This is a genomic window from Streptomyces sp. SYP-A7185 (assembly GCF_046103685.1).
In the GTDB taxonomy this organism is placed as follows: domain Bacteria; phylum Actinomycetota; class Actinomycetes; order Streptomycetales; family Streptomycetaceae; genus Streptomyces.
The window spans coordinates 4,244,092-4,269,261 of record NZ_CP122310.1; the positions used below are offsets into that span (position 1 = coordinate 4,244,092).

Here is a 25,170-nt window from a genome sequence, read left to right on the forward strand (position 1 = left end):
GGGCGTGTCGCGGTGCCCCAGCTTCCGCACCACCCGCCCCATTTGGCAGGCTGTCCCCGCAACGCGGGGGCGTGGCACACGCGGTCACGACCGCGAGTTGCGGGGAGGGAAGCACCACCATGCACACGGCACAGACCGGCACGACCGGCCACACGGCGGCCACGACGGCGCCCTCGGCGACCGACGGCCACCCCGCGGGCGCGGGAGACCCACGCGTCGGCTGGAGCAGCACCACCGCGCACGCGCCCACCCTGCGCCAGCGCCGCGACGGCATACTTCCCACCGTCGCCGCCGCGCTCTCCGTCCGCGGCGCCACCCTCACCTGTACCGCCGGCCGCGGCGAGGAACCGCCCGCCCTGCACCCACTCGTACAGGACTTCCTCGACACCCTCACAAGCGGCCAGCGCGAACGCTTCACCGGGCGGTGCGCCGAAGCCATCCTCATCTCGCGCCACCTCACGGCCGCCGACGGCAGCCGCTCCAAACGCGCCGCACGCAAACCGATGACCAACGGCGAAGCCCGCAAAGCCCTCAAGCACGCCAAGCTCACCACCCGCCGCATCCGAGAGGACGGCGACCCCCTGCACGGCGGATTCGCCCGGCCCTGCCGCTCCTGCACCGCCCTCACCGCGCACTTCGGCGTACGGATCGTGGAACCCCCGACCCCCGAATCCTGATCCCCACCACTGAACAGCCGAGCCGCAGAGCCGCCGAGCACGCAGAGCCGTAGAGCCGAGCCACAGAGCCGCCGACCCTGAACCGCAACGAGGGCCACCCATGCACACCGAACCGCACACCGAGAACCCCGCACACACCGCCCAGACCGCGGCGTCGCCCCGCTTCCCCGTCCCCGTCGACGCCGCCCTGCGCGCCGCCGGCTGGACCCCCGGCCGCTGGGACATAAAGCAGGCCGAGATCTGGGCCGACGTCCTGCGCGGCCACACCTCACCCGCCGGGCACCGGCACGCCGTCTTCCCCGCGGCCGTCGAAGCGTGGGCCGAATTCGGCGGTCTCCACATCACCCCGCAGGGCCCCGGCCGCCACATAGCGCCCGCCGCCGTGCACCTCGACCCGCTCTACGGCCTCCACCTCGCCCGCACCCTCGGCGACCTCGGCCGCGCCCTCGACACCGAGGTCTGCCCCATAGGAGAGGAGACCGAGACCCAGGCCCTCCTCGCCATCGACGCCGAGGGCCGCGTCTACAGCCTCGACCACAGCGGCGACTGGTACCTCGGCCCGCACATCGACGAAGCCCTCGCCACCCTCGCGTCGGGCACCCAGCCGGAACGCCTCAAGGCGGGCTAGGCCTCTTCCTTCTCCTTCTCCTCTTCCTGCGACTGCGCCTGCGCCTGCACCGACGACGGCGCCTGCGCCCGCACCTCCCCCTGAGGCCGCTCGGCCACGACCGCCGCGGGCAGCACCGCCGACACCCGGAAACCACCCGCGTCCGTCGGACCCGACACGAACACGCCGCCCAACGCGACGACCCGCTCCTTCATGCCCACCAGGCCATTGCCCCCACTGGGCAGCCGGGCGTCACCCGCACCCGCCTCCGGCGGCGGCTCGTTCTCCACCTGCATCGCGATCTCCGCGCCCCGGTGCGCCAGCCGGACATACGTCTTGGCACCCGCCGCGTGCTTGTGCACGTTGGTCAACGCCTCCTGCACCACGCGGTACGCGGTCTGCTCCACGTCCGCCGCGTACGCCCGCGAATCGCCCTCCACGGAGAGATCCACCGCCATCCCCGCCGCCCGCGACTGACCCACCAGCTCGTCCAGCTCCGCCAGACACGGCCCGTCCTCGTCCACCGCGCGCGACGCGGCCGCGGCCGCCGCGAAACCCACCGCGGCCAGCGGCATCACGTCGGAGACCGAACCGTGCCGCCCGCCCGCCGCCGGCGTCGGCTCCCCGGTCCGCAGCACACCCAGCATCTCGCGCAGCTCCGTCAGCGCCTGCCGCCCCATGTCGCCGACCAGCGCGGCGTTCTTCACGGCCTTCTCCGGATCCTTCCGCGCCACGGCCTGCAACGCCGCCGCGTGCACCACCATCAGGCTCACGCGGTGCGCGACCACGTCGTGCATCTCCCGCGCGATACGGGTCCGCTCCTCGTTGCGCGCCCACTCCGCACGCTCCTCGGCCCGCTCGGCCAGCAGCTGCAACTCGCGCTCAAGGCTGTCCGCGCGCTCCCGCAAGCTCTCCATCAGGCGGCGCCGCGCCCCCACGTACAGCCCGAGCAGGATCGGTGGCGCGGTCAGACCGATCGACGTGGTGATCGCGATGAACGGTATGAACCCCTCCGCGAAGCCCAGCTCCCCGCTCTCCATGTCCTGCCGCGTCCGCACGAGCGTCACGATCAGCGTCCCCAGGAGCGACATCCCGGCGAGCGAGCCGATGATGCGGCGCGGCAGCTCGGAGGCGGCGAGCGTGTAGAGCCCGACCACCGTCAGGAAGATGCCCATCTGCGCGGGCGTGATCGCGATGGAGATGAGCACCACCGCGATCGGCCATCGGCGCCGCAGCACCAGCGAGGCGCCCGCCACCACCCCGAACGCGACTCCCACCCCCGTGGGAACCCCCGTGTCCCCCGCGAACGTGATCCCCTCGGCTCCGCACTCCGCCGCCGACGCCAGCGCGAGCCCCACATCCAGCACGGCACTGCGCCGCCGTTCCCACCACCACGGCCCGGTCACGGCCGCGCTGTGGTTCTCCCCCGTCGTGGTCATGTCTTCCAGCCTACGGGCGACAAGCCCTCCTTTTCCGGCGAGTTTCCGGCTCGGTGATCGAACACACGCAGCACCCACCACAAAACGAAACGGCCCGAAATCCCCCGAACGACGGAACCCCTCCCCACCCCCCACCCGGACGTCCGCATTCCGGACGAAGGTCTCCTCATGACGGAAATCACGGGCAAGTACGAGGCCGAACTCCCCGGACCGAGGGGCGACCGGCGGGAGCGAGCGCGCGAGTTGCGGCGGCAGGGGCGGACGTACGACGAGATCCGGGCCGAGCTGGGGTGCTCGAAGAGTTCGGTCTCCCTATGGGTGCGGGATCTGCCGCGCCCGGAGCCCACGTGCAAACCCGAGGAGCAGCGGGCACGCATGAACGCCGGACTCGCGCGGCTCCGGGCCGAGCAGGACCGCGAGCGCCGGGCGACCAAGCAGGAGGCAGCAGCGGCGGTCGGACGGGTGTCGGACCGGGAGTTGTTCCTCACCGGGGTCGTCCTCTACTGGGCCGAAGGAGCCAAGGACAAGCCGTATCGCCGCACCGAGGTGCTCCAGTTCATCAACAGCGATCCGAACGTGATCCGCCTCTACATGCGCTGGCTGGCACTGCTCGGCGTCGACCACGACCGCCTGACCCTGCGGGTCAGCATCCACGCATCGGCCGACGTGGCGGCAGCCGAGCGGCACTGGGCCGCCGTGGTGGGCGTCGACCGGGCCGCGTTCAGCAGGGCGACCCTGAAGAAACACAACCCCCGGACCGTTCGCCGCAACACCGGGGACGCGTACCACGGGTGCCTGATCATCTACGTCCGCCAAAGTGCCGATCTCTACCGTCGCGTGGAAGGCGCTTGGTACGGCATAGTGTTGGGTGCCGAATCGACGGCCTGACCCAATGTCCGGTTTAGGTCGCTTCGATCCCCCGTGGTGTAATTGGCAGCACTGTGGCTTTTGGTGCCATCTGTCCGGGTTCAAGTCCTGGCGGGGGAGCTTCCTGTCGACGGGTCCTGGCCGCAAGGTCGGGACCCGCCCTCATTTCTGGCCCGCAACGCCCCGGTATCCTGCGGATGTCCACTCCCCGCACATCCGAAGCCGAAGGGCACCCCCGTGAGCGCCAACAGCCCGGCAGCCGTCGTCGTCCTTGCAGCGGGTGAGGGCACCCGCATGAAGTCGGCCACCCCCAAGGTCCTCCATGAGATCTGTGGGCGTTCCCTCATCGGGCACGTGCTCGAAGCCGCGTACGCGCTCAGCCCGGAGCGGCTCGTCACCGTCGTCGGCTTCGCCCGCGAGCAGGTCGTCGCGCACCTGGGGACGATCGCCCCGGACGTGCGCACGGCGTACCAGGCGGAGCAGAAGGGCACGGGCCACGCGGTCCGCATCGGCCTGGACGAGCTCGGCGGTGCCGTGGACGGCACCGTCATCGTGGTCTGCGGCGACACCCCGCTCCTGACGGGCGAGACGCTGCGGAAGCTGGCGGACACGCACACGGGCGACGGCAACGCCGTGACGGTGCTGACGGCCGAGGTCCCGGACGCGACCGGTTACGGCCGGATCGTGCGGGACGGCGAGAGCGGCGCCGTGACGGCGATCGTGGAGCACAAGGACGCCACGGAGACGCAGCGTCTGATCCGTGAGATCAACTCCGGCGTGTTCGCGTTCGACGGGCAGTTGCTCGCGAAGGCGCTGGGCAAGGTCCGCACGGACAACAGCCAGGGCGAGGAGTATCTGACCGATGTTCTGGGGATCCTGCGGGAGGCGGGGCACCGGGTGGGTGCCGCGGTGGCCCGGGATCACGAGGAGATCGCGGGGATCAACAACCGCGTGCAACTGGCGCAGGCCCGTCGCACGTTGAACGACCGGTTGCTCACCGGGGCGATGCTGGCGGGCGTGACGGTGGTGGATCCGGCTTCGACGTGGATCGACGCCACGGTGACGTACGAGCAGGACGCGCTGGTGCATCCGGGCACGCAGCTGCACGGCGTCACGCATCTCGGCGTGGGTGCCGAGGTGGGCCCCAACACGCGTCTGACGAACACCCGGGTGGGTGCGGGGGCGCGGGTGGACAACACGGTGGCGTACGACTCGGAGGTCGGGGAGCAGGCGAGCGTGGGTCCGTTCGCGTATCTGCGGCCGGGGACGCGGCTGGGCGTGAAGTCGAAGGCCGGTACGTACGTGGAGATGAAGAACGCGTCGATCGGCGAGGGCACGAAGGTGCCGCACCTGTCGTACGTGGGCGACGCGACGATCGGTGATTTCACCAACATCGGTGCGGCGAGCGTGTTCGTGAATTACGACGGTGAGGCGAAGCACCACACGACGGTGGGGTCTCACTGCAAGACGGGTTCGGACAACATGTTTGTGGCTCCTGTCACTGTCGGGGACGGCGCTTATACGGCGGCGGGTTCGGTCATCACGAAGGACGTGCCCGCCGGTTCGCTGGCCGTGGCCCGTGGGCAGCAGCGGAATATCGAGGGTTGGGTGGCGCGCAAGCGTCCGGGGAGTGCGGCTGCGCGGGCGGCTGAGGCGGCGTCCGGGGAGTCCAGGAATTCGGCTGGCGGAAGCTGACCGGAAACAGGTGCGTCGGACACGGCGTACCGTGATAGATGCACACCATTTCGGCCGGCTCAGCGCGACGGACCATGTTTTTCCGGAGCGTGCGAGGACGGCAGCGGGAAGAACTCGTCTGAGGAGACTAGTGCTGTGACCGGGATCAAGACGACCGGCGAGAAGAAGTTGATGCTCTTCTCCGGCCGCGCCCACCCCGAGTTGGCCGAGGAGGTCGCACACAAGCTGGGTGTCGGCATCGTGCCGACGAAGGCTTTCGATTTCGCCAACGGCGAGATCTATGTGCGGTATCAGGAGTCGGCTCGTGGCGCGGACTGCTTCTTGATCCAGAGCCACACGGCTCCGATCAACAAGTGGATCATGGAGCAGTTGATCATGATCGACGCGCTGAAGCGCGCGTCGGCCCGCTCCATCACCGTGATCGTGCCGTTCTACGGGTACGCGCGCCAGGACAAGAAGCACCGCGGCCGTGAGCCGATCTCGGCCCGCATGGTGGCGGACCTGATGAAGACCGCGGGCGCGGACCGCATCCTCACGGTCGACCTGCACACGGACCAGATCCAGGGCTTCTTCGACGGCCCGGTGGACCACCTGTTCGCGCTGCCGATCCTGGCGGACTACGTGGGCGCGAAGGTCGACCGTTCGAAGCTGACGGTCGTCTCCCCCGACGCCGGCCGCGTGCGGGTCGCCGACCGCTGGTGCGACCGTCTGGGCGCCCCGCTGGCGATCGTGCACAAGCGCCGCGACAAGGACGTCGCCAACCAGGTCACCGTCCACGAGGTCGTGGGTGAGGTGAAGGGCCGCGTCTGCGTCCTGGTCGACGACATGATCGACACGGGTGGCACGATCTGCGCCGCCGCCGACGCGCTGTTCGCGCACGGCGCGGAGGACGTCATCGTGACGGCGACGCACGGTGTGCTGTCCGGTCCGGCCGCGGACCGTCTGAAGAACTCCAAGGTGAGCGAGTTCGTGTTCACGGACACGCTGCCCGACCCGGGCGACCTGGAGCTCGACAAGATCACGGTGCTTTCGATCGCGCCGACCATCGCGAACGCGGTGCGCGAGGTCTTCGAGGACGGTTCGGTGACGAGCCTCTTCGAGGAGCAGGCGTAGTCCTCGCCACCTTCGCCGGCCCGCTCCCGCGGGCCCGCTGAAGATCGATTTTCTGGGCGGCCTCCCCGCCGGGTAGACTCACGGAGTTGCTCGGCGAGGGAGGCCGTACCCATTGCGGTACGGCGGTCCGTTATCGACGCGCTCTTCGTAGCAGGCCAGTAGTCGCATGGCCGGGTAACCGCCCCCCTTCGACTTTTCTGACTCACGAGGAGTGCACATGTCCGAGGTCAAGCTCGCCGCCGAGGCCCGCACCGAGTTCGGCAAGGGTGCCGCCCGCCGCATCCGCCGCGAGGCCAAGGTCCCCGCCGTCGTCTACGGTCACGGCGCCGACCCCGTCCACATCACGCTTCCGGGCCACGAGCTGCACCTCGCGCTCCGTACGTCCAACGTGCTGCTCGCCCTGGACATCGACGGCAAGAAGCACCTGGCGATCCCGAAGGCCGTCCAGCGTGACGCCATCAAGGGCTTCCTGGAGCACGTCGACCTGCTGCTCGTCCGTCAGGGCGAGAAGGTCAGCGTCGACGTCTTCGTCCACACCGAGGGTGAGCTCGCCCCGGGCGGCAACCTGCTGGAGCACGTCCTGAACGCGCTGCCCGTCGAGGCCGAGGCCACGCACATCCCGGAGTCGGTGACCGTCTCCATCGCCGGTCTCGAGGCCGGTGCGACCATCCTCGCCAAGGACATCACGCTGCCCTCGGGCACCACGCTGAACGTCGAGGAAGACACCGTCGTCCTCCAGGTCCTGGCCGCGCAGGCCGAGGAGGCCGACGAGTCCGCCGAGGGCGAGGACGCCGCCGCCGAGGCCTGAGCCTCGACCGGGCTCTTCGTGGCCCGACTCCGCCGACCGCCGCTCCGCGCCTTCGCGCGGGGCGGCGGTCGGGCTATGGAGGAGGGCCGTCGGGCTATGAAGGAGACATGCAGATGACGACGACGGATCCGAGCGCGCCCTGGCTGATCGTGGGTCTGGGCAATCCGGGCCCCGGGTACGCCATGAACCGGCACAACGTGGGCTTCATGGTGGCCGATCTCCTCGCGGAGCGGATCGGCGGTTCGTTCAAGCGCAGCGGCCGTGCGCAGGCGCAGGTCCTGGAGGGGCGGATCGGTCCCGCGGGCCCCGCGAGCCGCCGTGTCGTACTGGCGAAGCCGATGTCGTACATGAACGTGTCGGGTGGTCCGGTGACGGCGTTGCGCGATTTCTACAAGGTGCCGACGGCGAACATCGTCGCGGTCCATGACGAGCTGGACATCGACTACGGCACGCTGCGGCTGAAGCTGGGCGGCGGCGACAACGGCCACAACGGCCTGAAGTCGATGACGAAGGCGATGGGCCCGGACTACCACCGGGTGCGGTTCGGGATCGGGCGTCCGCCGGGGCGGATGCAGGTGGCGGACTTCGTCCTGAAGGACTTCTCGTCGGCGGAGCGCAAGGAGCTCGGCTACTTCGTGGACCGGGCGGCGGACGCGGCCGAGGCGCTGGTGATCGAGGGGTTGGAGCGGGCGCAGAGCTCGTACAACTCCTGAGCGGTGGCTCGAAACGGTTGACTGAGCGCATGCCCATGGCCAAGGATCGCCGCCATGAATGCGCTGCTACTCGTACGCCGGACGGCGATGGGCGGGCTCGCGGCGCTGTTGCTCGTCGCGGGGGTCTGGGCGTCCTGGGGCACGGCGCAGCACGTGATGCTCACCGATGAGCGCGAGCGGGGCACGATGCGGGTGACGAGCTGTTCGTCCGACGACTGCGTCGGTACGTATGTGCCCTCGTCCTCCGGCTCCACGGCGCGCGCACGGGTGGTCATCGACCGTTCGATCGCGGAGAAGAAGGGCGAGCGCATTCCGGTGGCCGTGAAGCCGGGCACCTCCGAGGTGGTGCGCACGGGCGGCCCCGGTTTCCTGCACGCGTGGCTTCCGCTGGGCGGTGCGCTGCTCCTGGCCGCGGTGGTGGTGGCGGGCGGCATGCGCCTGTACCGCACGGCCTGGGGGCTGGCCCTGGCGGGCGGCGCCCTCCTGACGGCGTCGTTCGCGACCCTGGCGTTCTAGCGGGCCGCCGCGGCGGCAGTCGGCAGCAAGGACACAGCACGGCGGGGGGCGCCCGTCCGGGGTCGGACGAGACGCCCCCCGCCGGGGTCGAGGATCAGCCGGTGTTGCGCAGACCCGCCGCGACTCCGTTGACCGTGAGGAGCAGCGCGCGGCCCAGCAGGGGGTCCGGCTCCTCGCCCGCGGCCGCCGCGTCCCGCTGCCGCTTGAGCAGCGCGACCTGGAGGTACGAGATCGGGTCGAGGTAGGCGTCACGGATGGCGAAGGTCTGCTGGAGCTCCGGGTGGGAGCCGAGCAGCTCGGTGCCGCCGGTGATCCGCAGGACTTCCTGGACCGTGAGCGCGTGCTCGGCCTCGATGACGTCGAAGACGTGCTTCAGCTCGTCGGGGACGAGCGTGTCCACGTAGTGGCGGGCGATCCGCAGGTCGGTCTTGGCGAGCGTCATCTCGACGTTCGAGAGGAAGTTCCGGAAGAAGTGCCAGTGCTCCTGCATCTCGCCGAGCACGGTGTCCAGACCGGCCTCGCGCAGCGCCTTGAGACCCGAGCCGACGCCGAACCAGCCCGGCACGATCTGCCGGGACTGGGTCCAGCCGAAGACCCACGGGATGGCGCGCAGTCCGTCGAGCGACACGCCCGAGCCGGGGCGGCGCGAGGGGCGCGAGCCCAGGTGGAGTTCGGCGAGCTGGTCCACCGGCGTCGACGCGAGGAAGTACGAGGGCAGGTCCGGGTCCTCGACCAGCTTGCGGTAGGCGGTGTGGGCCGCTTCGCTCACCACGTCCATGGCCGCGTCCCAGCGGGCCAGCGCCTCGTCGGACTGGCGGGGCGCGGTGTGCAGGGCGGAGGCCTGGAGCGTGGCGGCGACCGTCAGTTCCAGGTTCTCGCGGGCCAGGGACGGCACGAGGTACTTGTCGGAGATGACCTCGCCCTGCTCGGTCACCTTGATCTCGCCCTCCAGCGTGCCCCAGGGCTGCGCGAGGATCGCGTCGTGCGAGGGGCCGCCGCCGCGGCCGACGGTGCCGCCGCGGCCGTGGAAGAGGCGCAGGCGCACGCCGTAGCGGTGGGCGACGTCACGGAGCCTGCGCTGGGCGCGGTGGATCTCCCACTGGGAGGTGGTGATGCCGCCGAACTTGGAGGAGTCCGAGTAGCCGAGCATGACCTCCTGGACGTCGCCGCGCAGTGCGACGAGGCGTCGGTAGGAGGGGTCGGCGAGCATCTCGTCGAGGATGACGTCGGCGGCGCGCAGCTCGTCCGTCGTCTCCAGGAGCGGCACGATGCCGATCTTCGCCCAGCCGGCGTGCAGGTCGATGAGGCCGGCCTCGCGGGCGAGGACCGCCGCCGCGAAGACGTCGTCGGCGCCCTGGCACATGGAGATGATGTACGACTCGATGACCTCGGGTCCGAAGACCTCCAGGGCCTTCTTGACGGTGAGGAAGACGCCGAGGGTCTTCTCCCCGTCGGCGTCCAGCGGGGCCGGCTGCGGGCCGAGCGGCCTGCGGGAGCGCAGCTCCTTGGCGAGCAGCTTCTGCCGGTACTCGCGCGGCATGTCCACGTAGCGCCAGGACTCCTCGCCCAGGCGGTCGAAGAGCTGGCCGAGGGCGTGGTGGTGGGCGTCGGCGTGCTCGCGGACGTCCATGGTGGCGAGCTGGAGGCCGAACGCGGCGAGCGTGCGGATCGTGCGGTTCATCCGGCCGTCGGCGAAGAGCGCGCCCTTGTGCGCGCGCAGCGAGGTCTGGACGAGGGTGAGGTCGTGGATCAGCTCGCCGGTGCCGAGGTAGTCGCGGCCCTCTTCGTGGGCGGTGCCGCGGGCCAGGCGCTCCTTGGTGTTCTCCAGCTTCTGCCGGATGCAGGTGGCCTTGAGGCGGTAGGGCTCCTCGGCGTTCAGCCGCTTGTAGCGCGGGCTGATCTCGGGCAGCCGCTCCAGGTCGAGCTGGAGGGAGGCCTTCAGTTCCTCGGTGGCTCCGGTGTAGCGGATGGAGTTGGAGAGGAAGCCGCGCAGCTCGTCGACGAGGGCGACGGCGTCGTTGATGCCGTGCTCGTGCTGGAGGATCAGGACGTCCCAGGTGACGGCGGGCGTCACGTTCGGGTTGCCGTCGCGGTCGCCGCCGATCCAGGTGCCGAAGGTGAGCGGCCTGGTGCCTTCGGGCAGCTGGACGCCGACGCGCTCCAGCTCGGCGGTGAGGTCTTCCAGTACGTCCCCGACGGCGCCGGCGTGCAGCTCGTCGAGGTAGTAGATGGCGTTGCGGGCCTCGTCCGCGGGCTCGGGACGCACGACGCGCAGCTCGTCGGTCTGCCACACCAGGTCGATGCTCTCGGCGAGGCGGGTGTCGTGGCGGCGCCGGTCGGACTCGATGACCGGGGTCTCCAGGAGCTCGGCGATGCGGCGGAGCTTGTTCAGCACCGAACGGCGGGCGGCCTCGGTGGGGTGCGCGGTGAAGACGGGGCGCACGTTCAGGTGCTTCACGGTCTGGCGCAGATGTTCGGGGTCGGCGTCTTTGAGGCGGTCCGCGGTGCGGGTCAGGAGCCCGCCCTCGGCGGCACGCCGGGCGCGCAGCTCGCGCCCGCGGTGGACCTGCTCGGTCACGTTCGCCAGGTGGAAGTACGTGGAGAAGGCGCGGACCAGCTTGGCCGCGGTCTCCAGTTCGGTGCCACCGAGCAGGCGCGCGGCGGCCTCGCCGTCCTCACGGGTCAGGCGGCGGACCTTCTCGACCAGTTCGAGGAGCTCGGGGCCCTCCTGACGTACGAGGGTCTCGCCCAGCAGGTCGCCGAGGCGGCGGATGTCGGCGCGCAGCTCGGTGCTGGCTGTGGTGGTCTGGTCGTCGGCACTGCTCACAGGTGCGGCTCCTTGCAGTGTTGAAGCACGTCAGGTCTGGGAGGGGGCCCCGGGCGGATAGGAATCGCCGTTCCGGGGGAAAGAGAGAGCGGACCGCGCTGTCCGACCGTTTCCAAGGATAGGTGTCACATCGCGGCACGGACTCTCGGCCTCTTGCCGCCGGGTTCCGCGCTGCCATACTTACGTCGCCGTAGGTTACGGGACCGTAGACAACGCGGGTCCCGTGATCGTGCGCCCGCCGCACCCGCGCCGTGACCCTCGACCCTCGACCCCACAGGGGACGTGCCCATGACCACATCTTCCGATGCGTATTCCGACACCGATGTGATCGAAGACGCTTCGCGCTCGCAGACCGACGCCGCTTCGTCCCCTCCTGTCCCTTCCGCTCCGGCGCCTTCCGCGACGCTGGGCGGTGAGCAGAAACGGTCGGTCGAGCAGATCGCGCTGCTGCTCTTCATCACCGTCCCGTTCGTCGCCCTGGTGGCCGCGGTGCCGCTGGCCTGGGGCTGGGGGGTGAGCTGGCTGGACCTCGGCCTGCTGGTGTTCATGTACTACCTGGGCTGCCACGGCATCACGATCGGCTTCCACCGCTACTTCACGCACGGTTCCTTCAAGGCGAAGCGTCCGCTGCGGATCGCGCTGGCCGTCATGGGGTCGATGGCCGTGGAGGGCCCGCTGGTCCGCTGGGTGGCGGATCACCGCAAGCACCACAAGTTCTCCGACGCGGAGGGCGACCCGCACTCGCCGTGGCGTTTCGGCGAGACCCTTCCCGCCCTGATGAAGGGCCTGTGGTGGGCGCACATCGGCTGGATGTTCGACGAGGAGCAGACCCCGCAGGAGAAGTACGCGCCGGACCTGATCAAGGATCCGGCGATCCGGCTCGTGTCGCGTCAGTTCCTGCTCTGGACCATCGTCTCGCTCGCGATCCCGCCGCTGGTCGGGGGCCTGGTGACGATGTCGTGGTGGGGCGCCTTCACGGCGTTCTTCTGGGGCTCGCTGGTCCGGGTGGCGCTGCTGCACCACGTCACCTGGTCGATCAACTCGATCTGCCACGCCGTGGGAAAACGTCCCTTCAAATCGCGTGACCGTTCGGGCAACGTGTGGTGGCTCGCGGTGCTGTCCTGCGGCGAGTCCTGGCACAACCTCCACCACGCCGACCCCACGTCGGCGCGGCACGGGGTCCTGAAGGGCCAGGTCGACTCGTCGGCGCGCATCATCCGCTGGTGCGAGCAGCTGGGGTGGGCGACGGACGTGCGCTGGCCGTCGGAGTCCCGTATCGACTCCCGCCGGAAGCCGACGACCGTCGGCCCGGCATGATGGACGACGTGGCGACCGACTCCGGCAATTCCAGCCCCTCCAGCAAAGAGAAGCAGCCCCGGCGCACGCGCCGGACCCGCATGACGGGCGCCGAGCGCCGGGAGCAGTTGCTGGACATCGGCCGCACCCTCTTCGCCGCCAAGGGCTTCGAGGGCACGTCGGTGGAGGAGATCGCGGCGAAGGCCGGCGTCTCCAAGCCCGTCGTGTACGAGCACTTCGGCGGCAAGGAGGGCCTGTACGCGGTCGTGGTGGACCGCGAGATGCGGGCGCTGCTCGACGGCGTGACGGGGGCGCTGACGGCGGGCCATCCGCGGGAACTTCTCGAACAGGCGGCGTTCGCCCTCCTCGACTACATCGAGACGTACACGGACGGCTTCCGCATCCTGGTGCGCGATTCGCCGGTGGCGCAGTCGACGGGCACCTTCGCCTCCCTCATCTCGGACATCGCGACGCAGGTCGAGGACATCCTGGGCCAGGAGTTCAAGACGCGGGGCTTCGACCACAAGCTCGCGCCGCTGTACGCGCAGGCGCTGGTCGGCATGGTCGCGCTGACGGGGCAGTGGTGGCTGGACGTGCGCAAGCCGAAGAAGGCGGAGGTGGCGGCGCACCTGGTGAACCTGGCCTGGCACGGCCTGGACGGCCTGGAACCAAAACCCCGCCTGATAGGCCACCGCAAGGCCTAGCGCGGGCCCGGGGCCCGGCCGGGCGCTTTCGGCGGGTGGCCGGCGTCAGTGGGGCTGGAGGAATTCCAGGCGGTTGCCCGCCGGGTCCGTCGTGTAGAAGCGGTGGTGGCCGGGGAGCGCGTCGTCCCAGGTGACCTCGGCGCCCCGGGCGGCGAGCCGGTCCGCGTACGCGAAGATGTCCCGCACCCGGAGCCCGGGGTGCGCCGTGCGGGCGGGCCGGAAGCCCTCCTCGATCCCGAGGTGCAACCGCACATCCCCCGCCTCGAACCAGCAGCCGCCCCGCGCGGCCAGCGCCCCCGGCTTCGGAACCTCCGTCATCCCGAGCACCCCGCAGTAGAAGGCCCGCAGCCGCGCCTCGCTCCCCGGGGGCGCGGCCAGCTGGACGTGGTCGACGCCGGTCAGCACGGGCCCCGCCTCGCCACCCCGAAGACCCTGCGGAAGGGGAAGACCGTGCCGCCCGCACCCGCGGGGTACGCCTTGTGCAGCAGCTCGCGGTACTCGGCGAGGAACGCCTCCCTCGCCTCCGGGTCCTGCGCCAGAGCCGTCAGCACCGGCCGCAGGCCCGTCCCCTTGACCCAGTCCAGGACGGGGTCCTCGCCCTCCAGCAGATGCAGGTACGTCGTCTCCCAGACGTCCGCCTCGCAGCCGAGGCCCACCAGGCGCTCCAGGTAGGCCGCCGGGGTGAGCACGGCGTCCGCGTGGCGCAGCCGCCCGCCGAGCCGCTCCCGCCACCGCCCGGACTCGCTCAGCTCCCGCATCAGCACATGGCTGGGGGCGTCGAAGTTGCCGGGCACCTGGAAGGCGAACGTACCGCCGGGGGCCAGCGCGGCGATCCAGGCGGCGAAGGAGTCGGGGTGGCCCGGCACCCACTGGAGGGTCGCGTTGGACAGGATCAGGTCGTACGTCCCCTCGGCCGGCGCCCAGTCCGCCGCGTCCGCCGCGGCGAAGTCCAGGCGCCCGCCGCCGGGCGTGGGGCCGGCCAGGGCCGCGGCCCGCTCCAGCATCTGGGGGGAGTTGTCGAAGCCCGTGACGTGCGCGGCGGGCCAGCGCTCGGCGAGGAGCCGGGTGACGTTGCCGGGCCCGCAGCCCAGGTCCGCGATGCGCGGCGGGCGGCCGCCGGCCGCGGGGAGTTCGGGGACGCGGGCCAGCAGGTCCACGAAGGGGCGGGCGCGATGCCCGGCGTGACGCAGGTACTGGCCCGGGTCCCAGGTGGGGGCGGGGCTGCTGCTGGGGGCGGCGGACATGGAGGGCCTCCTCTGGGCGCGGACCAGGCCTCGGACCTGCGTCGCACTGCGCGTCGTACTGCCTTCGCACACACGTCGTACGGCCGTCATGCCACCGTCGCACCGGCGTCGTACGCACGTCGTAGTGCCATCTTCGGCCCGAAGTATCTTGACGTCAAGAGACTTCATGTCGACAGACCCCCTACACTGATCGACATGGAGGACGAGGTCGACCGTCTGGTCGCTGCATGGCGCCGGGAGCGCCCCGACCTCGACGTGGAACCACTCGAGGTGCTCAGCCGTGTCAGCAGGCTCGCGCGCCATCTCGACCGGGCCCGCAGGCTGGCGTTCTCCGAGCACCATCTGGAGCCGTGGGAGTTCGACGTCCTGACGTCGCTGCGGCGCGCGGGCGCGCCCTACCAGCTCTCCCCCGGGCAGCTCCTGACCCAGACCCTGGTCACGTCCGGCACGATGACCAACCGCATCGACCGGCTCGCGAAGAAGGGCCTCGTCGAGCGGCTGCCCGACCCGAGCGACCGGCGGGGCGTGCTCGTGCGGCTGACCGCGGAGGGCCAGGACCGCGCCGACCAGGCCCTCGCCGGACTGCTGAGGCAGGAGCGGGCGATCCTCGCCGAGCTCTCGCGCGGACAGCGCGGCGAACTGGCCGCGCTGCTACGCCAGTTGACCGCCCCGTTCGACAACATCCCCGGCTAGGTCGACCGGGCCGACCCCCGCCCTGCGCGCGAGGGCGACCGCGGCGAGCGTGGAGTGGACGCCCAGCTTCCCCAGCACGTTCTGCATGTGCGTGCGCACCGTGTGCGGGGAGAGGAAGAGGCGCTCGGCGACCGCCTTCCTGCCCAGGCCCGCCACCATGCAGCGCAGGACCTCACGCTCGCGCGGGGTCAGCGACTCCACCAGGCGCTCGGATTCCGTGCGGTGCTTGCGGGCCGCGGTCAACTCGCGCAGGACGCCGGTGAGCAGCGCCGGCGGCAGATGCGTCTCCTCGCGCAGCACGCCCCGGATGACCGTCAGGAGCCGGGACAGCGAGCAGTCCTTGGCGACCCACCCCGACGCGCCGGCCTGCAACGCGAGGGCGGCCCTGCGCGGGTCGTCCTTCTCGGCGAGCACGACCGTACGCACCATCGGCTGGCCCGAACGGACCCCCGCCACCAGCGAGATGCCGTCCACCAGACCGTCCGCGTTGCCCTCCTGCACCGACGGCGCGGGCCGCACGCCCTGTACGGCGCTGGCGGACGCGCCCAGGTCGGCGTCGACGAGCAGCACGTCGTATCTGCGCCCCTCGGCTATCGCCCGCTCCAGGCAGCGCAGTGCGGCCGGGCCGCTGCCCGCCGCGGACACGTCGACGTCGGGCTCCGCCGCCAGGGCCGCGGCGAGCGACTCGGCGAAGATGCGATGGTCGTCGACGACCAGGACTCGGATACGAACCACTGAAACCCCCTTCCCCAAGCTCTCCTCGGAGAGCAGGGGATACCCCATCCTCGGAGGACGTACCGGTACGGGCACGACACCCGGAACGGGGATCGCCTCAGTCGCACGGCCGCCGCCGAGCTGTGACTGCCACCCCCACGCCGGGTGTCGTACCCGACTGTCTCGCCCCCTGATCAGTGCCGGCCCCCACCGGCACTGCCACTCAGAGTAGGGCCGCACGGCAGGAGCGGAAGGTAATTTACAGAACTGACTGGCCAGCGCGTTTATGGTGAGCCGTATGTTTCGTATGGAGACAGGAGTCGACAAAGAGCGGTTCGCTCTGCTTCTCGCCGGGCTCATGGACGCGAACACCAGGGCATCTCCGGTCATCCGCGCGCTGCGCGGCACCCCGCAGGACCGTGAAATACCGCTGGCCGTCTGGCTCATGGAACGCACGGAAGGCCTCGTCGGCGGTGTCGCCGGACACACCTGGGGCGGCTGGCTCCACGTGGACCACCTGTGGGTCAGCGAGCAGCACCAGGGCGCGGGGTTCGGCGCGTCGCTCCTGGCCGAGGCGGAACGCATCGCGCGCGAGGAGCGGGACTGCCGCAACTCCCGGGTGGAGACCTGGGACTTCCAGGCCCCGGGCTTCTACCGGGGCCAGGGCTACGAGGTGGTGTCGGTGATCCCGGACTATCCGGAGGGCGCCAAGGAGTTCACCCTGACGAAGAAGCTGTCCTGACGGAGAGGCCGTCCTGACAAAGAAGTTGTTCTGACACCTCGGCGCCCCTTGGGCCCCCTCACCGGGAAGGGGCCGGCCGCTCACGCCACCCGTCGGGCTCCCGCCGAGGCGATCGCCGGGAAGACCCGGGGGGCCGTGAAGCCCGCCGTGGCGAAGGACTCCAGGATCGACTTCGTCACCGGCTCCGTGTCCCCCGCCTCCACGAGGACGATCGCCGAGCCGCCGAAGCCGCCGCCCGTCATCCGGGCGCCGAGCGCGCCCGCCGCGTTCGCGGAGGCCACCACCAGGTCCAACTCCTCGCAGGAGATCCGCAGATCGTCGCGGAGTGAGGCGTGGCCCTCGGTGAGGACCGGGCCGATCGCCCGGACGTCGCCCGCGTCGAGCAGGCCGATGACCTGCTCCACCCGGTGGTCGTCCGAGACGATGTGGCGCACATAGCGGCGGATCTTCTCGTCCGTCAGCCGGGCCAGTGCCGAGGTGAGTTGGGCGTACTCCACGTCCCTCAGGTGCGACACGCCCAGGACGCGGGCGCCCTCCTCGCAGCCGGCCCGCCGCTCGGCGTAGGCCCCGTCGCCCAGTTCGTGCTTGACCCGGGTGTCGACCACCAGGAGCTGGAGGCCCTGGGCCGCGAGGTCGAAGGGGACCTGGCGTATCGACAGGTCCCGGCAGTCCAGGTGCAGGGCGTGGCCCTCGGTGGCGCACGCGGAGGCCATCTGGTCCATGACACCGCACGGCACGCCGACGAAGGCGTTCTCGGCGCGCTGGGCGAGGACGGCCAACCGGGGCCTGTCGATGCCGAGTTCGTACAGGTCGTTCAGGGCGAGTGCCGTGACGACCTCCAGGGCGGCGGACGAGGAGAGGCCCGCCCCGGTCGGCACGGTCGACGCGAGGTGGACGTCGGCACCGCCGGAGACCGCCTGGCCGGCCTCCCGCAGCGCCCAGACCACGCCTGCCGGGTAGGCGGCCCAGCCGCCCTGCCCGTATGCCGACAAGGGGGTCAGCTCGTCGACGCGCAGTTCGGCGACGGGGGCGTCGATGTCCGCGGAGTGCAGGCGCAGGACGCCGTCGCTCCGGCGTGCCACCGCCGCCACCGCGGTGTGCGGCAGCGCGAGCGGCATCACGAAGCCCTCGTTGAAGTCGGTGTACTCGCCGATGAGGTTGACCCGGCCCGGCGCCGACCAGACCCCGTCCGCCGCGTACCCGTACAACTCGGCGAACTGCCCCGCTACGTCCATCAGTTACCCCTTAACCCCAGGTGTCAGCGCTGGGCGAAGGCCCATGCGTCGGCGACGATGCCCGCGAGGTCCGCGCGGGTCGGATTCCAGCCGAGCCGCTCCCGCGCGGTGGCAGCGGACGCGACGAGGACCGCCGGGTCGCCGCCGCGGCGCGGGGCCATGACCTCGGGGATCGGGTGCCCGGTGACCTGGCGGACGGTCTCGATGACCTCGCGCACGGAGAAGCCGTTGCCGTTGCCGAGGTTGCAGATCAGGTGCTCGCCGGAGGTGGCCGCCTCGACGGCGAGGAGGTGGGCCTGGGCCAGGTCAGCGACGTGGATGTAGTCGCGGACGCAGGTGCCGTCCGGGGTCGGGTAGTCGTCGCCGTAGACCGAGATGGCCTCGCGCTTGCCCTGGGCGACCTGGAGGACGAGCGGGATCAGGTGCGACTCGGGGTCGTGGCGCTCGCCGCAGTTGCCGTAGGCGCCCGCCACGTTGAAGTAGCGCAGGGAGACCGCGGCCAGGCCGTGGGCGGTGGCCTCGCCGGTGATCATGTGGTCGACGGCGAGCTTGGAGGCGCCGTACGGGGAGGTGGGGGCGGTCGGGTCGGTCTCGGTGATGGGGGTGCTCACCGGTTCGCCGTACGTCGCGGCAGTGGAGGAGAAGACGAGCCTGCGCACGCCCGCGTCGCGCATCGCGGCGAGCAGCGCCATCGTGCCGCCGACGTTGTTGTCCCAGTACTTCTCGGGCTTCACGACGGACTCGCCGACCTGGGAGAAGGCGGCGAAGTGCAACACGGCGTCGAAGGAGGAGTCCAGCCACTTGGCGGCATCGCGGATGTCGCCCTCGACGAACGTGGCGCCGGCCGGGACGCCCTCACGGAAGCCGGTCGAGAGGTTGTCGAGGACGGTCACCTCGTGCCCGGCCTCGATCAGATGCTGGGCCACCACGCTTCCCACATAGCCCGCCCCGCCGGTGACCAGGTACTTACCGCTCATGAACTCGCTACCTCTCGCAGTCGCTGGGCCGCGGTTTCCGGCGGCACGTCGTTGATGAACACGCTCATGCCGGATTCGGAACCCGCGAGGAACTTCAGCTTGCCCGAAGTGCGGCGAATGGTGAAAAGCTCGAGGTGCAGGGCGAAGTCGTCCCGGTTGATCCCGTCGTGTCCCTCCAGCGCCCCGAAGGGCGCCTGGTGCCACGCCGCGATGTACGGAGTGAGCGACGCGCCCCGCGTCCCGCCTTCACCGTCGCCGAAGATCCGGTCGAAGCGCCTCAACAGTTCCAGATAGACCTGGGGAAACTCTGTGCGCGCGGCTTCGTCGAGTCCGAGCAGGTCCGGCACCCGGCGCTTGGGGTAGAGGTGCACCTCGTAGGGCCAGTGCGCGGCGCGGGGGACGAACGCCACCCAGTGCTCGGCGTCCAGGACGACGCGCTCGGCGGCCGACTCGTCGGCCACGACGTCGTCGAAGAGGTTGCGGCCCGTCTTCTGCTTGTGCGCGGCCAGCGACCGCAGCATCAGGGACGTGCGCGGGGTGACGAAGGGGTAGGCGTAGATCTGCCCGTGCGGGTGGCCCAGGGTCACGCCGATCTCGGCGCCGCGGTTCTCGAAGCAGAACACCTGCTCGACGGAGGGCAGGTGCGAGAGCTCGGCGGTCCGGTCCGTCCAGGCGTCCAGGACGAGGCGGGCCTGGCCCTCGGTGAGGTCGGCGAAGGACGCGTCGTGGTCGGAGGTGAAGCAGACGACCTCGCACCGCCCGGCGTCCCCGGCCAGCGAGGGGAAGCGGTTCTCGAAGACGACCACGTCGTACGAGGAGTCGGGGACCTCGCTCAGGCGCTCCCCGGCGGAGGGGCAGAGCGGGCACTCGTCGGCCGGCGGGTGGTAGGTGCGGCCCTGGCGGTGCGAGGCGATGGCCACCGCGTCGCCCAGGAGCGGGTCCCGGCGGATCTCCGAGGTGGTGGAGATGGGGTCCAGGGGCCTCTTGTCCACGGCGTCGCGCACCGCGTCGTCGCGCGCGTCGTAGTAGATGAGCTCACGACCGTCTGCGAGACGGGTCGAGGTCTTCTTCACGTCCGGGGCTCCTCACCAACACCCACCCAACATAACCGCACATAACAAATCACAAGCCAACAGCGTCGTCAATGGCCGCGCGCACGTGGCCATGCCCCAGGTGCAGACTTCACGCCCGATCACAATCCAACAAAGAACACCAACAGAAGTCTTCAGTTATTGAAGCGAGAAGCGTAGGTTCCGGTCTGATCAGTTCGCGCAACGAAGCGAGTTCCCCATGCAGTCCCCCACACAGACCCTGGCCGAGGGGCTTCGGCTGCCCACCAACGGCCTCGACTACGCGATCCTCGCGATCTACTTCGCCGTGGTCCTCGGCATCGGCTTCGCCGCCCGCCGCTCCGTCAAGACCAGCCTCGACTTCTTCCTGTCGGGCCGCTCCCTGCCCGCCTGGGTGACCGGCCTCGCGTTCGTCGCCGCGAACCTCGGCGCCACCGAGATCCTGGGCATGGCGGCGACCGGCGCCCAGTACGGCGTCGCCGTCGTCCACTGGTACTGGATCGGCGCCATCCCCGCGATGGTCTTCCTCGGCCTCGTGATGATGCCGTTCTACTACCGCAGCAAGGTCCGCTCGGTCCCCGAGTACCTGCTCCAGCGCTTCGACAAGTCGGCGCACCTGCTCAGCTCGGTGCTCTTCGCGTTCGCCGCGATCCTCATCGCGGGCGTGAACCTCTACGCCCTGTCGATCGTGGTCGAGGCGCTCCTCGGCTGGCCGCAGTGGGTGGCCATCGTGGTCGCCGGGCTCTTCGTCCTGGCGTACATCACGATCGGCGGCCTCTCCTCGGCGATCTACAACGAGGTCCTCCAGTTCTTCGTGATCCTCGCCGCGCTCATCCCGATCTGCGTCATCGGCCTGAAGAAGGTCGGCGGCTGGGACGGTCTGTCCGGCTCCCTGGAGAAGTCGCACGGCTCGGACTTCATGAGCGCCTGGGGCGGCACCGGCATCGGTGACGCCAACCCGCTGGGCGCGAACTGGCTGACGATCATCCTCGGCCTGGGCTTCGTGCTCTCCTTCGGCTACTGGACGACCAACTTCGCCGAGGTGCAGCGCGCCCTGTCCGCGAAGAACCTCTCCGCCGCCCAGCGCACCCCGCTGATCGCCGCCTTCCCCAAGATCTTCATCGTCTTCCTGGTGATGATCCCGGGCCTGGTCGCGGCCGTGCTCGTCCCGAAGATCGGCACCGCCGGTTCGGACCTCACGTACAACGACGCGATCCCGTACCTGATGCAGGAGCTGCTGCCCAACGGCGTGCTCGGCATCGCGGTGACCGGTCTGCTCGCGGCGTTCATGGCGGGCATGGCGGCGAACGTGTCGTCCTTCAACACCGTCTTCACCTACGACATCTGGTCGAAGTACGTGGTCAAGGGCCGCGAGGACGGCTACTACCTGAAGTTCGGCCGGCTGATCACCGCGATCGGCGTGCTCGCCTCCATCGGGACGGCCTTCATCGCCTCGTCGTTCTCGAACATCATGGGGTACCTCCAGACGCTGTTCTCCTTCTTCAACGTCCCGATGTTCGTGGTGTTCATCATCGGCATGTTCTGGAAGCGCGCCTCCATGAAGTCCGGTGTGTGGGGCCTGCTCGCGGGCACGACCGCCGCGATGGTCAACTACTTCTGGATCTACAAGCAGGGCGTCATCGACATCCCGACCGACCAGGGCGCCAACTTCGTCTCGGCCATCGTCGGCTTCGTCGCCGGCGCCGTGGTGATGGTCGTGGTCACGCTCTTCACCGCGCCCAAGCCGGAGACCGAACTGGCCGGCCTGGTGTACGGGACGACGTCACCGGGCATCGAGGAACCGCCCGCCGAGGGCGACGACGCCTGGTACCGCAAGCCCGCGCTGCTCGGCTGGGGAGCGATCGTGCTCGCCGCGCTCTGCTACCTGCCCTACTCGCTCTAATCCCGATCGGAGGTCTGGAAGAACATGTCTGAACTGCGAAACGAAGTCTCCGCACTGGAGCGCAAGTCCGCCACGGCGGCCCGTCTCTTCGACATCCGGCGGATCATCGGCGGTCTGTTCGTCGTCTACGGGATCATCGTGACGATCGCCGGCATCTCCCCGTCCGACGCCGACATGAAGAAGGCCGAGGACATCAACATCAACCTCTGGACGGGCCTGGCCATGCTGGTGCTCGGGCTCTTCTTCCTCGGCTGGCTGTGGCTGCGGCCCACGCCGCCGCCCACCGAGGCACCGGAAGAGGAGTAAGCGCCACAAGACGAGTGACCCCCCCCCGGGGGGAAGACCCCGGTCCGGGGCCCGAGTTCACTGTGCCGGTGACTCGGGCCCCGTCGGCGTCTCCGCGTCGTTCGCATAAGCCGCCGCGGGCCGTTCCGCGCGGTCCAGGAGACCCGTCCGCGCCGCGAGCGCCGCCGCCTCCAGACGGGATCCGACGCCCAGCTTCATCAGGACGCGCTGCACGTGCGTGCGCGCGGTGCTGGGCGCGATGCCCATCCCGGCGGCGATCAGCCGGGTGTCCTCGCCGTCCGCGACCCGCACCAGGACCTCGACCTCGCGCGGCGTGAGCATCTGGAGCAGCCGCTGGCCCTCGTCGTCGGGCTGCGCGGCCGGATTGAGCAGCTCGCTGAAGGCGCCCTGGAGCAGCTGCGGGGCGACGGCCGCCTCGCCGGCTCTCGCCTTCATGATGGCGCGCTCGACCCCCTCGATGCGCTCGTCATGGCGTACGTATCCGGAGGCGCCCGCGGCGAAGGCCGCCGCGATGCCGCGCGGGCTCGGCACCGGGCCGAGCACCACCACGGCGACCTGCGGCCGCTCCCGCTTGATCTTCACGACCGGGTCGAACATCCCTGCCTCCGCGGGCGTCGCCGTACCGAGCAGGCAGACCTCCGGGGCCCGGCTGATGACCAGTTCCGCGGCACCGGCCGCGGGCGCGGCCGCGGCGAGCACCCGGTGCCCGCGCAGTTTCAAGGCCGAGGCGAGCGCCTCGGCGAGCAGTCGGTGGTCGTCGACCACCATGAGTCGAACACCCATCGAGCAACCCCCCACTTTCCCCCACGGATCCCCCACGGATCGAGGGCCCCCCGGCCCCAGGCCCACTCATCCCCCGGAAGCTACACGCTTGTTCGACGCAGCGCGCCCCCTACCGGCGATAAGCGGCCCGGAATGCCGAAATCCCGGCCAAATTCGAGTGACGGGGAGTACATGCGTACGGAGGGCGAACGCGAGAATCGGAACGGCCCCGCTCCACGGTGGGAACGGGGCCGTCCGGTGCATACGCGGAGGTCGAGAGGTTACTGGGCGACGAAGCCCAGAGCCGTGTATTCCTTCTCGTCCTTCGAGTACGGCTTGCTGATCAGCTCTTTGCCGAGGTACAGCCTGCCGTCGGTGTAGAGGAGTTCGTTCGATTTCGGGACCATGCTGCTGATCGCGCTGCCGACGGACTCGGCGGCGGGGGTCTCCAGGAGCTTGGTCTCCTTCATCGTCTTGCCGTTGAGGGAGACGACCTGGGCGCCCTTGTTGTAGCCGCCGTCCTTGTAGGCCAGGATGTTGCCGCCGTCCATGCGGATCGGGAACATCTCGCCGTCCTCGCCCGCGTCGGCACGGTCACCCGTGGTCTTCCCGGTGGCCAGCGAGAACGAGATGATCTCGTTCGTCTGGCTGTAGCCGTCGCCGCCGCCCTCGTGCTGCCGGGTCGGGACGTAGAGCTTGTCGTTGCCGACGGCCAGCGCGGTGCAGGCGTAGACGACGTTGACCTCGCAGTCGTGGTCGTACTTGCCGTCGGGCAGCGAGATCTTGGCGCGGAGCTTGCCCTGGTCGTCGAGCGAGAAGGCGTCCGTGACGCCGCTCGCGGTGATCTCCTGGGTGTCCTGGCCGAAGACGACCGGGCGGGTCGAGATGATCTTGGCGTTGTCGACGCCCGGGGTCACCGGGTAGGTCCACTTCGACTTGCCGGTCTTGGCGTCGAGGAGCTGCACCTTGAGCTTCTCGTCGCCGTACGTGCCGCACTTCTGGACGGCGACGAGCTGCTCGCCGCCCGCGTACCCCTCGTCCTGGCACTTGTCGCCCGGGGTGGGCTCCCACAGGTGCTTGCCCGAGGTGAGGTCGAAGGCCGCGCCGCCGGCGCTGGAGCCGGCCGCGACGGTGCTGCCGCTGATGGTGACCTCCTGGACGCGGGCCTTCATGCTGCCCTCGTCGATGGTCTCCGTCCAGAGCCTCTTGCCGTCCTTCAGGTCGACCGCGGAGATCTGCGAGCAGGTCTCGTGGTCGCCCTTCTTGGTGCGCTTGCCCTCTTCGTAGGCGACCGCGACGATGCCGTCCTTGGTGACCTCGCGCGAGCCCGCGCACGTCTGGCCCGCGAGCGGCAGCGTCCACAGCTCCTTGCCGTCGGAGGGGTCGTACCCGACGATCTCGTTGACGCCCGCCTTGGCGTAGACGTCCTCGGTGAGCCAGGAGCCCTTGATGCTCCAGACGTCGTCCTTGGGCACCTCGGGCTGCGGGAGCTGCATGGAGACGGTGGCGCTGGTGCTGGCCGGGACCTTCTCCTGGCCGGGGCCGCTCGGGCCCTGCTCGTCGCCGCCGCCGCCCTTCTTGTCCTCGCCGCCCTTGCCCGTGGGGCCGGCGGAGCTGGCCTCGGTGTCGTCCTTCTGCGTCGAGGCGTAGAAGACACCGCCGCCGACGATGAGGGCGATGGCGACGACCGCGCCGATGATGATCTTCATCTGGCCGCTGAGCTTCGAACCGCCCGAGCCGCCCGGAGCCGCCTGCGGAGCCATCGGCATCGTGCCGGGCTGCTGGTAGGCACCGTAGGGAGCCTGCTGTCCGTACGGCTGGGTCGGCTGGCCGTAGGGCTGGCCGGGCTGCCCCGGGTAGCCGTAGCCCTGGGGCTGGCCGGGGGGCGGGGTGCCGGGGGCCTGCGGATAGCCGTAGGTGGGCTGGCCCTGCGGCTGTCCCGGCGGCGGAGGCGGGCTCTGGGGCGGCGGACCGGCCGCGGGCTGCCCCGCGGGCTGCGTCGGCGGCTGGGCCGGCGGCGGGGTCTGCGGGTAGCCGTACGACGGGTTCTGCGGCTCGGGGGCCTTGCCGAAGCCCACCGGCGGCGGGTCCTGCGGGGCTCCGAAACCGCCGGGCGGCGGGTCCTGGGGAGCGCCGAAACCGCCGGGCGGCGGGTCCTGCGGGGCGCCGAACCCGCCCTGCGGGGGCTCGTTGGGCGGCTGGGGCGGCTGGGTCATGACGTCGATTCCTTGGGGACGAGAGGTGAACTAGGCGACGAGGGGG

At 70.6% G+C, this 25,170-nt stretch carries 24 protein-coding genes and 1 tRNA gene; 15 read left to right on the top strand and 10 right to left on the bottom strand.

Annotation, left to right across the window (positions count from 1 at the left end; all coding sequences use genetic code 11):
* The first annotated feature begins 119 nt into the window (after positions 1-119).
* Positions 120-677 (top strand): YwqJ-related putative deaminase, encoded by a 558-nt coding sequence (locus QBL25_RS18490; protein ID WP_409058139.1) that lies wholly within the window; start codon positions 120-122, stop codon positions 675-677.
* Positions 678-777: 100 nt separating this feature from the next.
* Positions 778-1,305 (top strand): SUKH-3 domain-containing protein, encoded by a 528-nt coding sequence (locus QBL25_RS18495; protein ID WP_409058140.1) that lies wholly within the window; start codon positions 778-780, stop codon positions 1,303-1,305.
* On the opposite strand, the gene QBL25_RS18500 is transcribed toward QBL25_RS18495, so the two are convergent.
* The gene (locus QBL25_RS18500; RefSeq protein ID WP_409058141.1) at positions 1,302-2,723 is read right to left on the bottom strand and encodes a sensor histidine kinase; all 1,422 of its coding nucleotides are present in this window, start codon (positions 2,721-2,723) and stop codon (positions 1,302-1,304) included. The genes QBL25_RS18495 and QBL25_RS18500 overlap by 4 nt on opposite strands.
* A 168-nt stretch (positions 2,724-2,891) precedes the next feature.
* Here QBL25_RS18500 and QBL25_RS18505 point away from each other — a divergent pair, with 168 nt between their 5' ends.
* The 7 genes from QBL25_RS18505 (at position 2,892) to QBL25_RS18535 (ending at position 8,435) form a co-directional block, all read left to right on the top strand.
* Positions 2,892-3,611: a hypothetical protein gene (locus QBL25_RS18505; RefSeq protein WP_409058142.1), complete on the top strand. Its 720-nt coding sequence runs from the start codon at positions 2,892-2,894 to the stop codon at positions 3,609-3,611.
* 27 nt (positions 3,612-3,638) lie between these two features.
* Positions 3,639-3,710 (top strand) — tRNA-Gln (locus QBL25_RS18510).
* 117 nt (positions 3,711-3,827) lie between these two features.
* The gene (glmU, locus tag QBL25_RS18515) at positions 3,828-5,285 is read left to right on the top strand and encodes a bifunctional UDP-N-acetylglucosamine diphosphorylase/glucosamine-1-phosphate N-acetyltransferase GlmU (protein WP_409058143.1); all 1,458 of its coding nucleotides are present in this window, start codon (positions 3,828-3,830) and stop codon (positions 5,283-5,285) included.
* 135 nt (positions 5,286-5,420) lie between these two features.
* On the top strand, positions 5,421-6,398 hold the full coding sequence (locus QBL25_RS18520; protein WP_409058144.1) for a ribose-phosphate diphosphokinase: 978 nt from the start codon (positions 5,421-5,423) through the stop codon (positions 6,396-6,398).
* 217 nt (positions 6,399-6,615) lie between these two features.
* Positions 6,616-7,206, top strand: a complete 591-nt coding sequence (locus QBL25_RS18525) for a 50S ribosomal protein L25/general stress protein Ctc (protein ID WP_409058145.1) — start codon at positions 6,616-6,618, stop codon at positions 7,204-7,206.
* Between the two features lie 113 nt (positions 7,207-7,319).
* Positions 7,320-7,919: an aminoacyl-tRNA hydrolase gene (pth, locus tag QBL25_RS18530; RefSeq protein WP_409058146.1), complete on the top strand. Its 600-nt coding sequence runs from the start codon at positions 7,320-7,322 to the stop codon at positions 7,917-7,919.
* 54 nt (positions 7,920-7,973) lie between these two features.
* Positions 7,974-8,435 (top strand): hypothetical protein, encoded by a 462-nt coding sequence (locus tag QBL25_RS18535; RefSeq protein ID WP_409058147.1) that lies wholly within the window; start codon positions 7,974-7,976, stop codon positions 8,433-8,435.
* Positions 8,436-8,529: 94 nt separating this feature from the next.
* Here QBL25_RS18535 and ppc read toward each other — a convergent pair whose 3' ends face one another.
* Positions 8,530-11,262 carry a phosphoenolpyruvate carboxylase gene (gene ppc, locus QBL25_RS18540; protein WP_409058148.1) on the bottom strand — a complete coding sequence of 911 codons (2,733 nt, stop codon included), beginning with the start codon at positions 11,260-11,262 and terminating at the stop codon, positions 8,530-8,532.
* 288 nt (positions 11,263-11,550) lie between these two features.
* Between ppc and QBL25_RS18545 the strand changes: the two genes are divergently transcribed.
* On the top strand, positions 11,551-12,579 hold the full coding sequence (locus QBL25_RS18545) for an acyl-CoA desaturase (protein WP_409058149.1): 1,029 nt from the start codon (positions 11,551-11,553) through the stop codon (positions 12,577-12,579).
* Positions 12,576-13,262, top strand: a complete 687-nt coding sequence (locus QBL25_RS18550) for a TetR family transcriptional regulator (protein WP_409058150.1) — start codon at positions 12,576-12,578, stop codon at positions 13,260-13,262. Before QBL25_RS18545 ends, QBL25_RS18550 begins: the two co-directional genes overlap by 4 nt.
* Positions 13,263-13,307: 45 nt before the next feature.
* Here the strand turns inward: QBL25_RS18550 and QBL25_RS18555 are convergent, their stop codons facing one another.
* Together QBL25_RS18555 and QBL25_RS18560 are read right to left on the bottom strand one after the other, a co-directional pair.
* Positions 13,308-13,667, bottom strand: coding sequence for a VOC family protein (locus tag QBL25_RS18555; RefSeq protein ID WP_409058151.1), 360 nt, complete (start codon positions 13,665-13,667; stop codon positions 13,308-13,310).
* Positions 13,661-14,506 carry a trans-aconitate 2-methyltransferase gene (locus QBL25_RS18560; RefSeq protein ID WP_409058152.1) on the bottom strand — a complete coding sequence of 282 codons (846 nt, stop codon included), beginning with the start codon at positions 14,504-14,506 and terminating at the stop codon, positions 13,661-13,663. The genes QBL25_RS18555 and QBL25_RS18560 overlap by 7 nt, the downstream gene beginning before the upstream one ends.
* Positions 14,507-14,701: 195 nt before the next feature.
* Between QBL25_RS18560 and QBL25_RS18565 the strand changes: the two genes are divergently transcribed.
* Positions 14,702-15,199: a MarR family winged helix-turn-helix transcriptional regulator gene (locus QBL25_RS18565; protein ID WP_409058153.1), complete on the top strand. Its 498-nt coding sequence runs from the start codon at positions 14,702-14,704 to the stop codon at positions 15,197-15,199.
* Here QBL25_RS18565 and QBL25_RS18570 read toward each other — a convergent pair.
* Positions 15,158-15,934 (bottom strand): response regulator transcription factor, encoded by a 777-nt coding sequence (locus tag QBL25_RS18570; RefSeq protein WP_160505515.1) that lies wholly within the window; start codon positions 15,932-15,934, stop codon positions 15,158-15,160. The two genes, QBL25_RS18565 and QBL25_RS18570, sit on opposite strands and share 42 nt — an antisense overlap.
* A gap of 265 nt (positions 15,935-16,199) precedes the next feature.
* Here QBL25_RS18570 and QBL25_RS18575 point away from each other — a divergent pair, with 265 nt between their 5' ends.
* Positions 16,200-16,655: a GNAT family N-acetyltransferase gene (locus QBL25_RS18575; protein ID WP_409058154.1), complete on the top strand. Its 456-nt coding sequence runs from the start codon at positions 16,200-16,202 to the stop codon at positions 16,653-16,655.
* An 80-nt stretch (positions 16,656-16,735) separates the two neighbouring features.
* Here the strand turns inward: QBL25_RS18575 and galK are convergent, their stop codons facing one another.
* Genes galK through galT form a run of 3 tightly spaced genes read right to left on the bottom strand, consistent with a single transcriptional unit; the run spans position 16,736 to position 19,940 of the window.
* On the bottom strand, positions 16,736-17,890 hold the full coding sequence (galK, locus tag QBL25_RS18580; RefSeq protein ID WP_409058155.1) for a galactokinase: 1,155 nt from the start codon (positions 17,888-17,890) through the stop codon (positions 16,736-16,738).
* A 23-nt stretch (positions 17,891-17,913) separates the two neighbouring features.
* The gene (galE, locus tag QBL25_RS18585; protein WP_409058156.1) at positions 17,914-18,867 is read right to left on the bottom strand and encodes a UDP-glucose 4-epimerase GalE; all 954 of its coding nucleotides are present in this window, start codon (positions 18,865-18,867) and stop codon (positions 17,914-17,916) included.
* Positions 18,864-19,940 (bottom strand): galactose-1-phosphate uridylyltransferase, encoded by a 1,077-nt coding sequence (gene galT / locus QBL25_RS18590; RefSeq protein ID WP_409058157.1) that lies wholly within the window; start codon positions 19,938-19,940, stop codon positions 18,864-18,866. The genes galE and galT overlap by 4 nt, the downstream gene beginning before the upstream one ends.
* Positions 19,941-20,157: 217 nt before the next feature.
* On the opposite strand from galT, the gene QBL25_RS18595 reads away from it, so the two are divergent.
* Together QBL25_RS18595 and QBL25_RS18600 are read left to right on the top strand one after the other, a co-directional pair.
* Entirely contained in the window at positions 20,158-21,840 is a 1,683-nt protein-coding gene (locus tag QBL25_RS18595) for a sodium:solute symporter family protein (RefSeq protein WP_409058158.1), read from the top strand.
* 24 nt (positions 21,841-21,864) lie between these two features.
* Positions 21,865-22,146 carry a hypothetical protein gene (locus QBL25_RS18600; protein ID WP_409058159.1) on the top strand — a complete coding sequence of 94 codons (282 nt, stop codon included), beginning with the start codon at positions 21,865-21,867 and terminating at the stop codon, positions 22,144-22,146.
* Positions 22,147-22,203: 57 nt separating this feature from the next.
* On the opposite strand, the gene QBL25_RS18605 is transcribed toward QBL25_RS18600, so the two are convergent.
* Positions 22,204-22,929 carry a LuxR C-terminal-related transcriptional regulator gene (locus tag QBL25_RS18605; protein WP_409058160.1) on the bottom strand — a complete coding sequence of 242 codons (726 nt, stop codon included), beginning with the start codon at positions 22,927-22,929 and terminating at the stop codon, positions 22,204-22,206.
* 260 nt (positions 22,930-23,189) lie between these two features.
* Positions 23,190-25,124: a PQQ-binding-like beta-propeller repeat protein gene (locus QBL25_RS18610; protein WP_409058161.1), complete on the bottom strand. Its 1,935-nt coding sequence runs from the start codon at positions 25,122-25,124 to the stop codon at positions 23,190-23,192.
* Between the last annotated feature and the right edge of the window lie 46 nt (positions 25,125-25,170).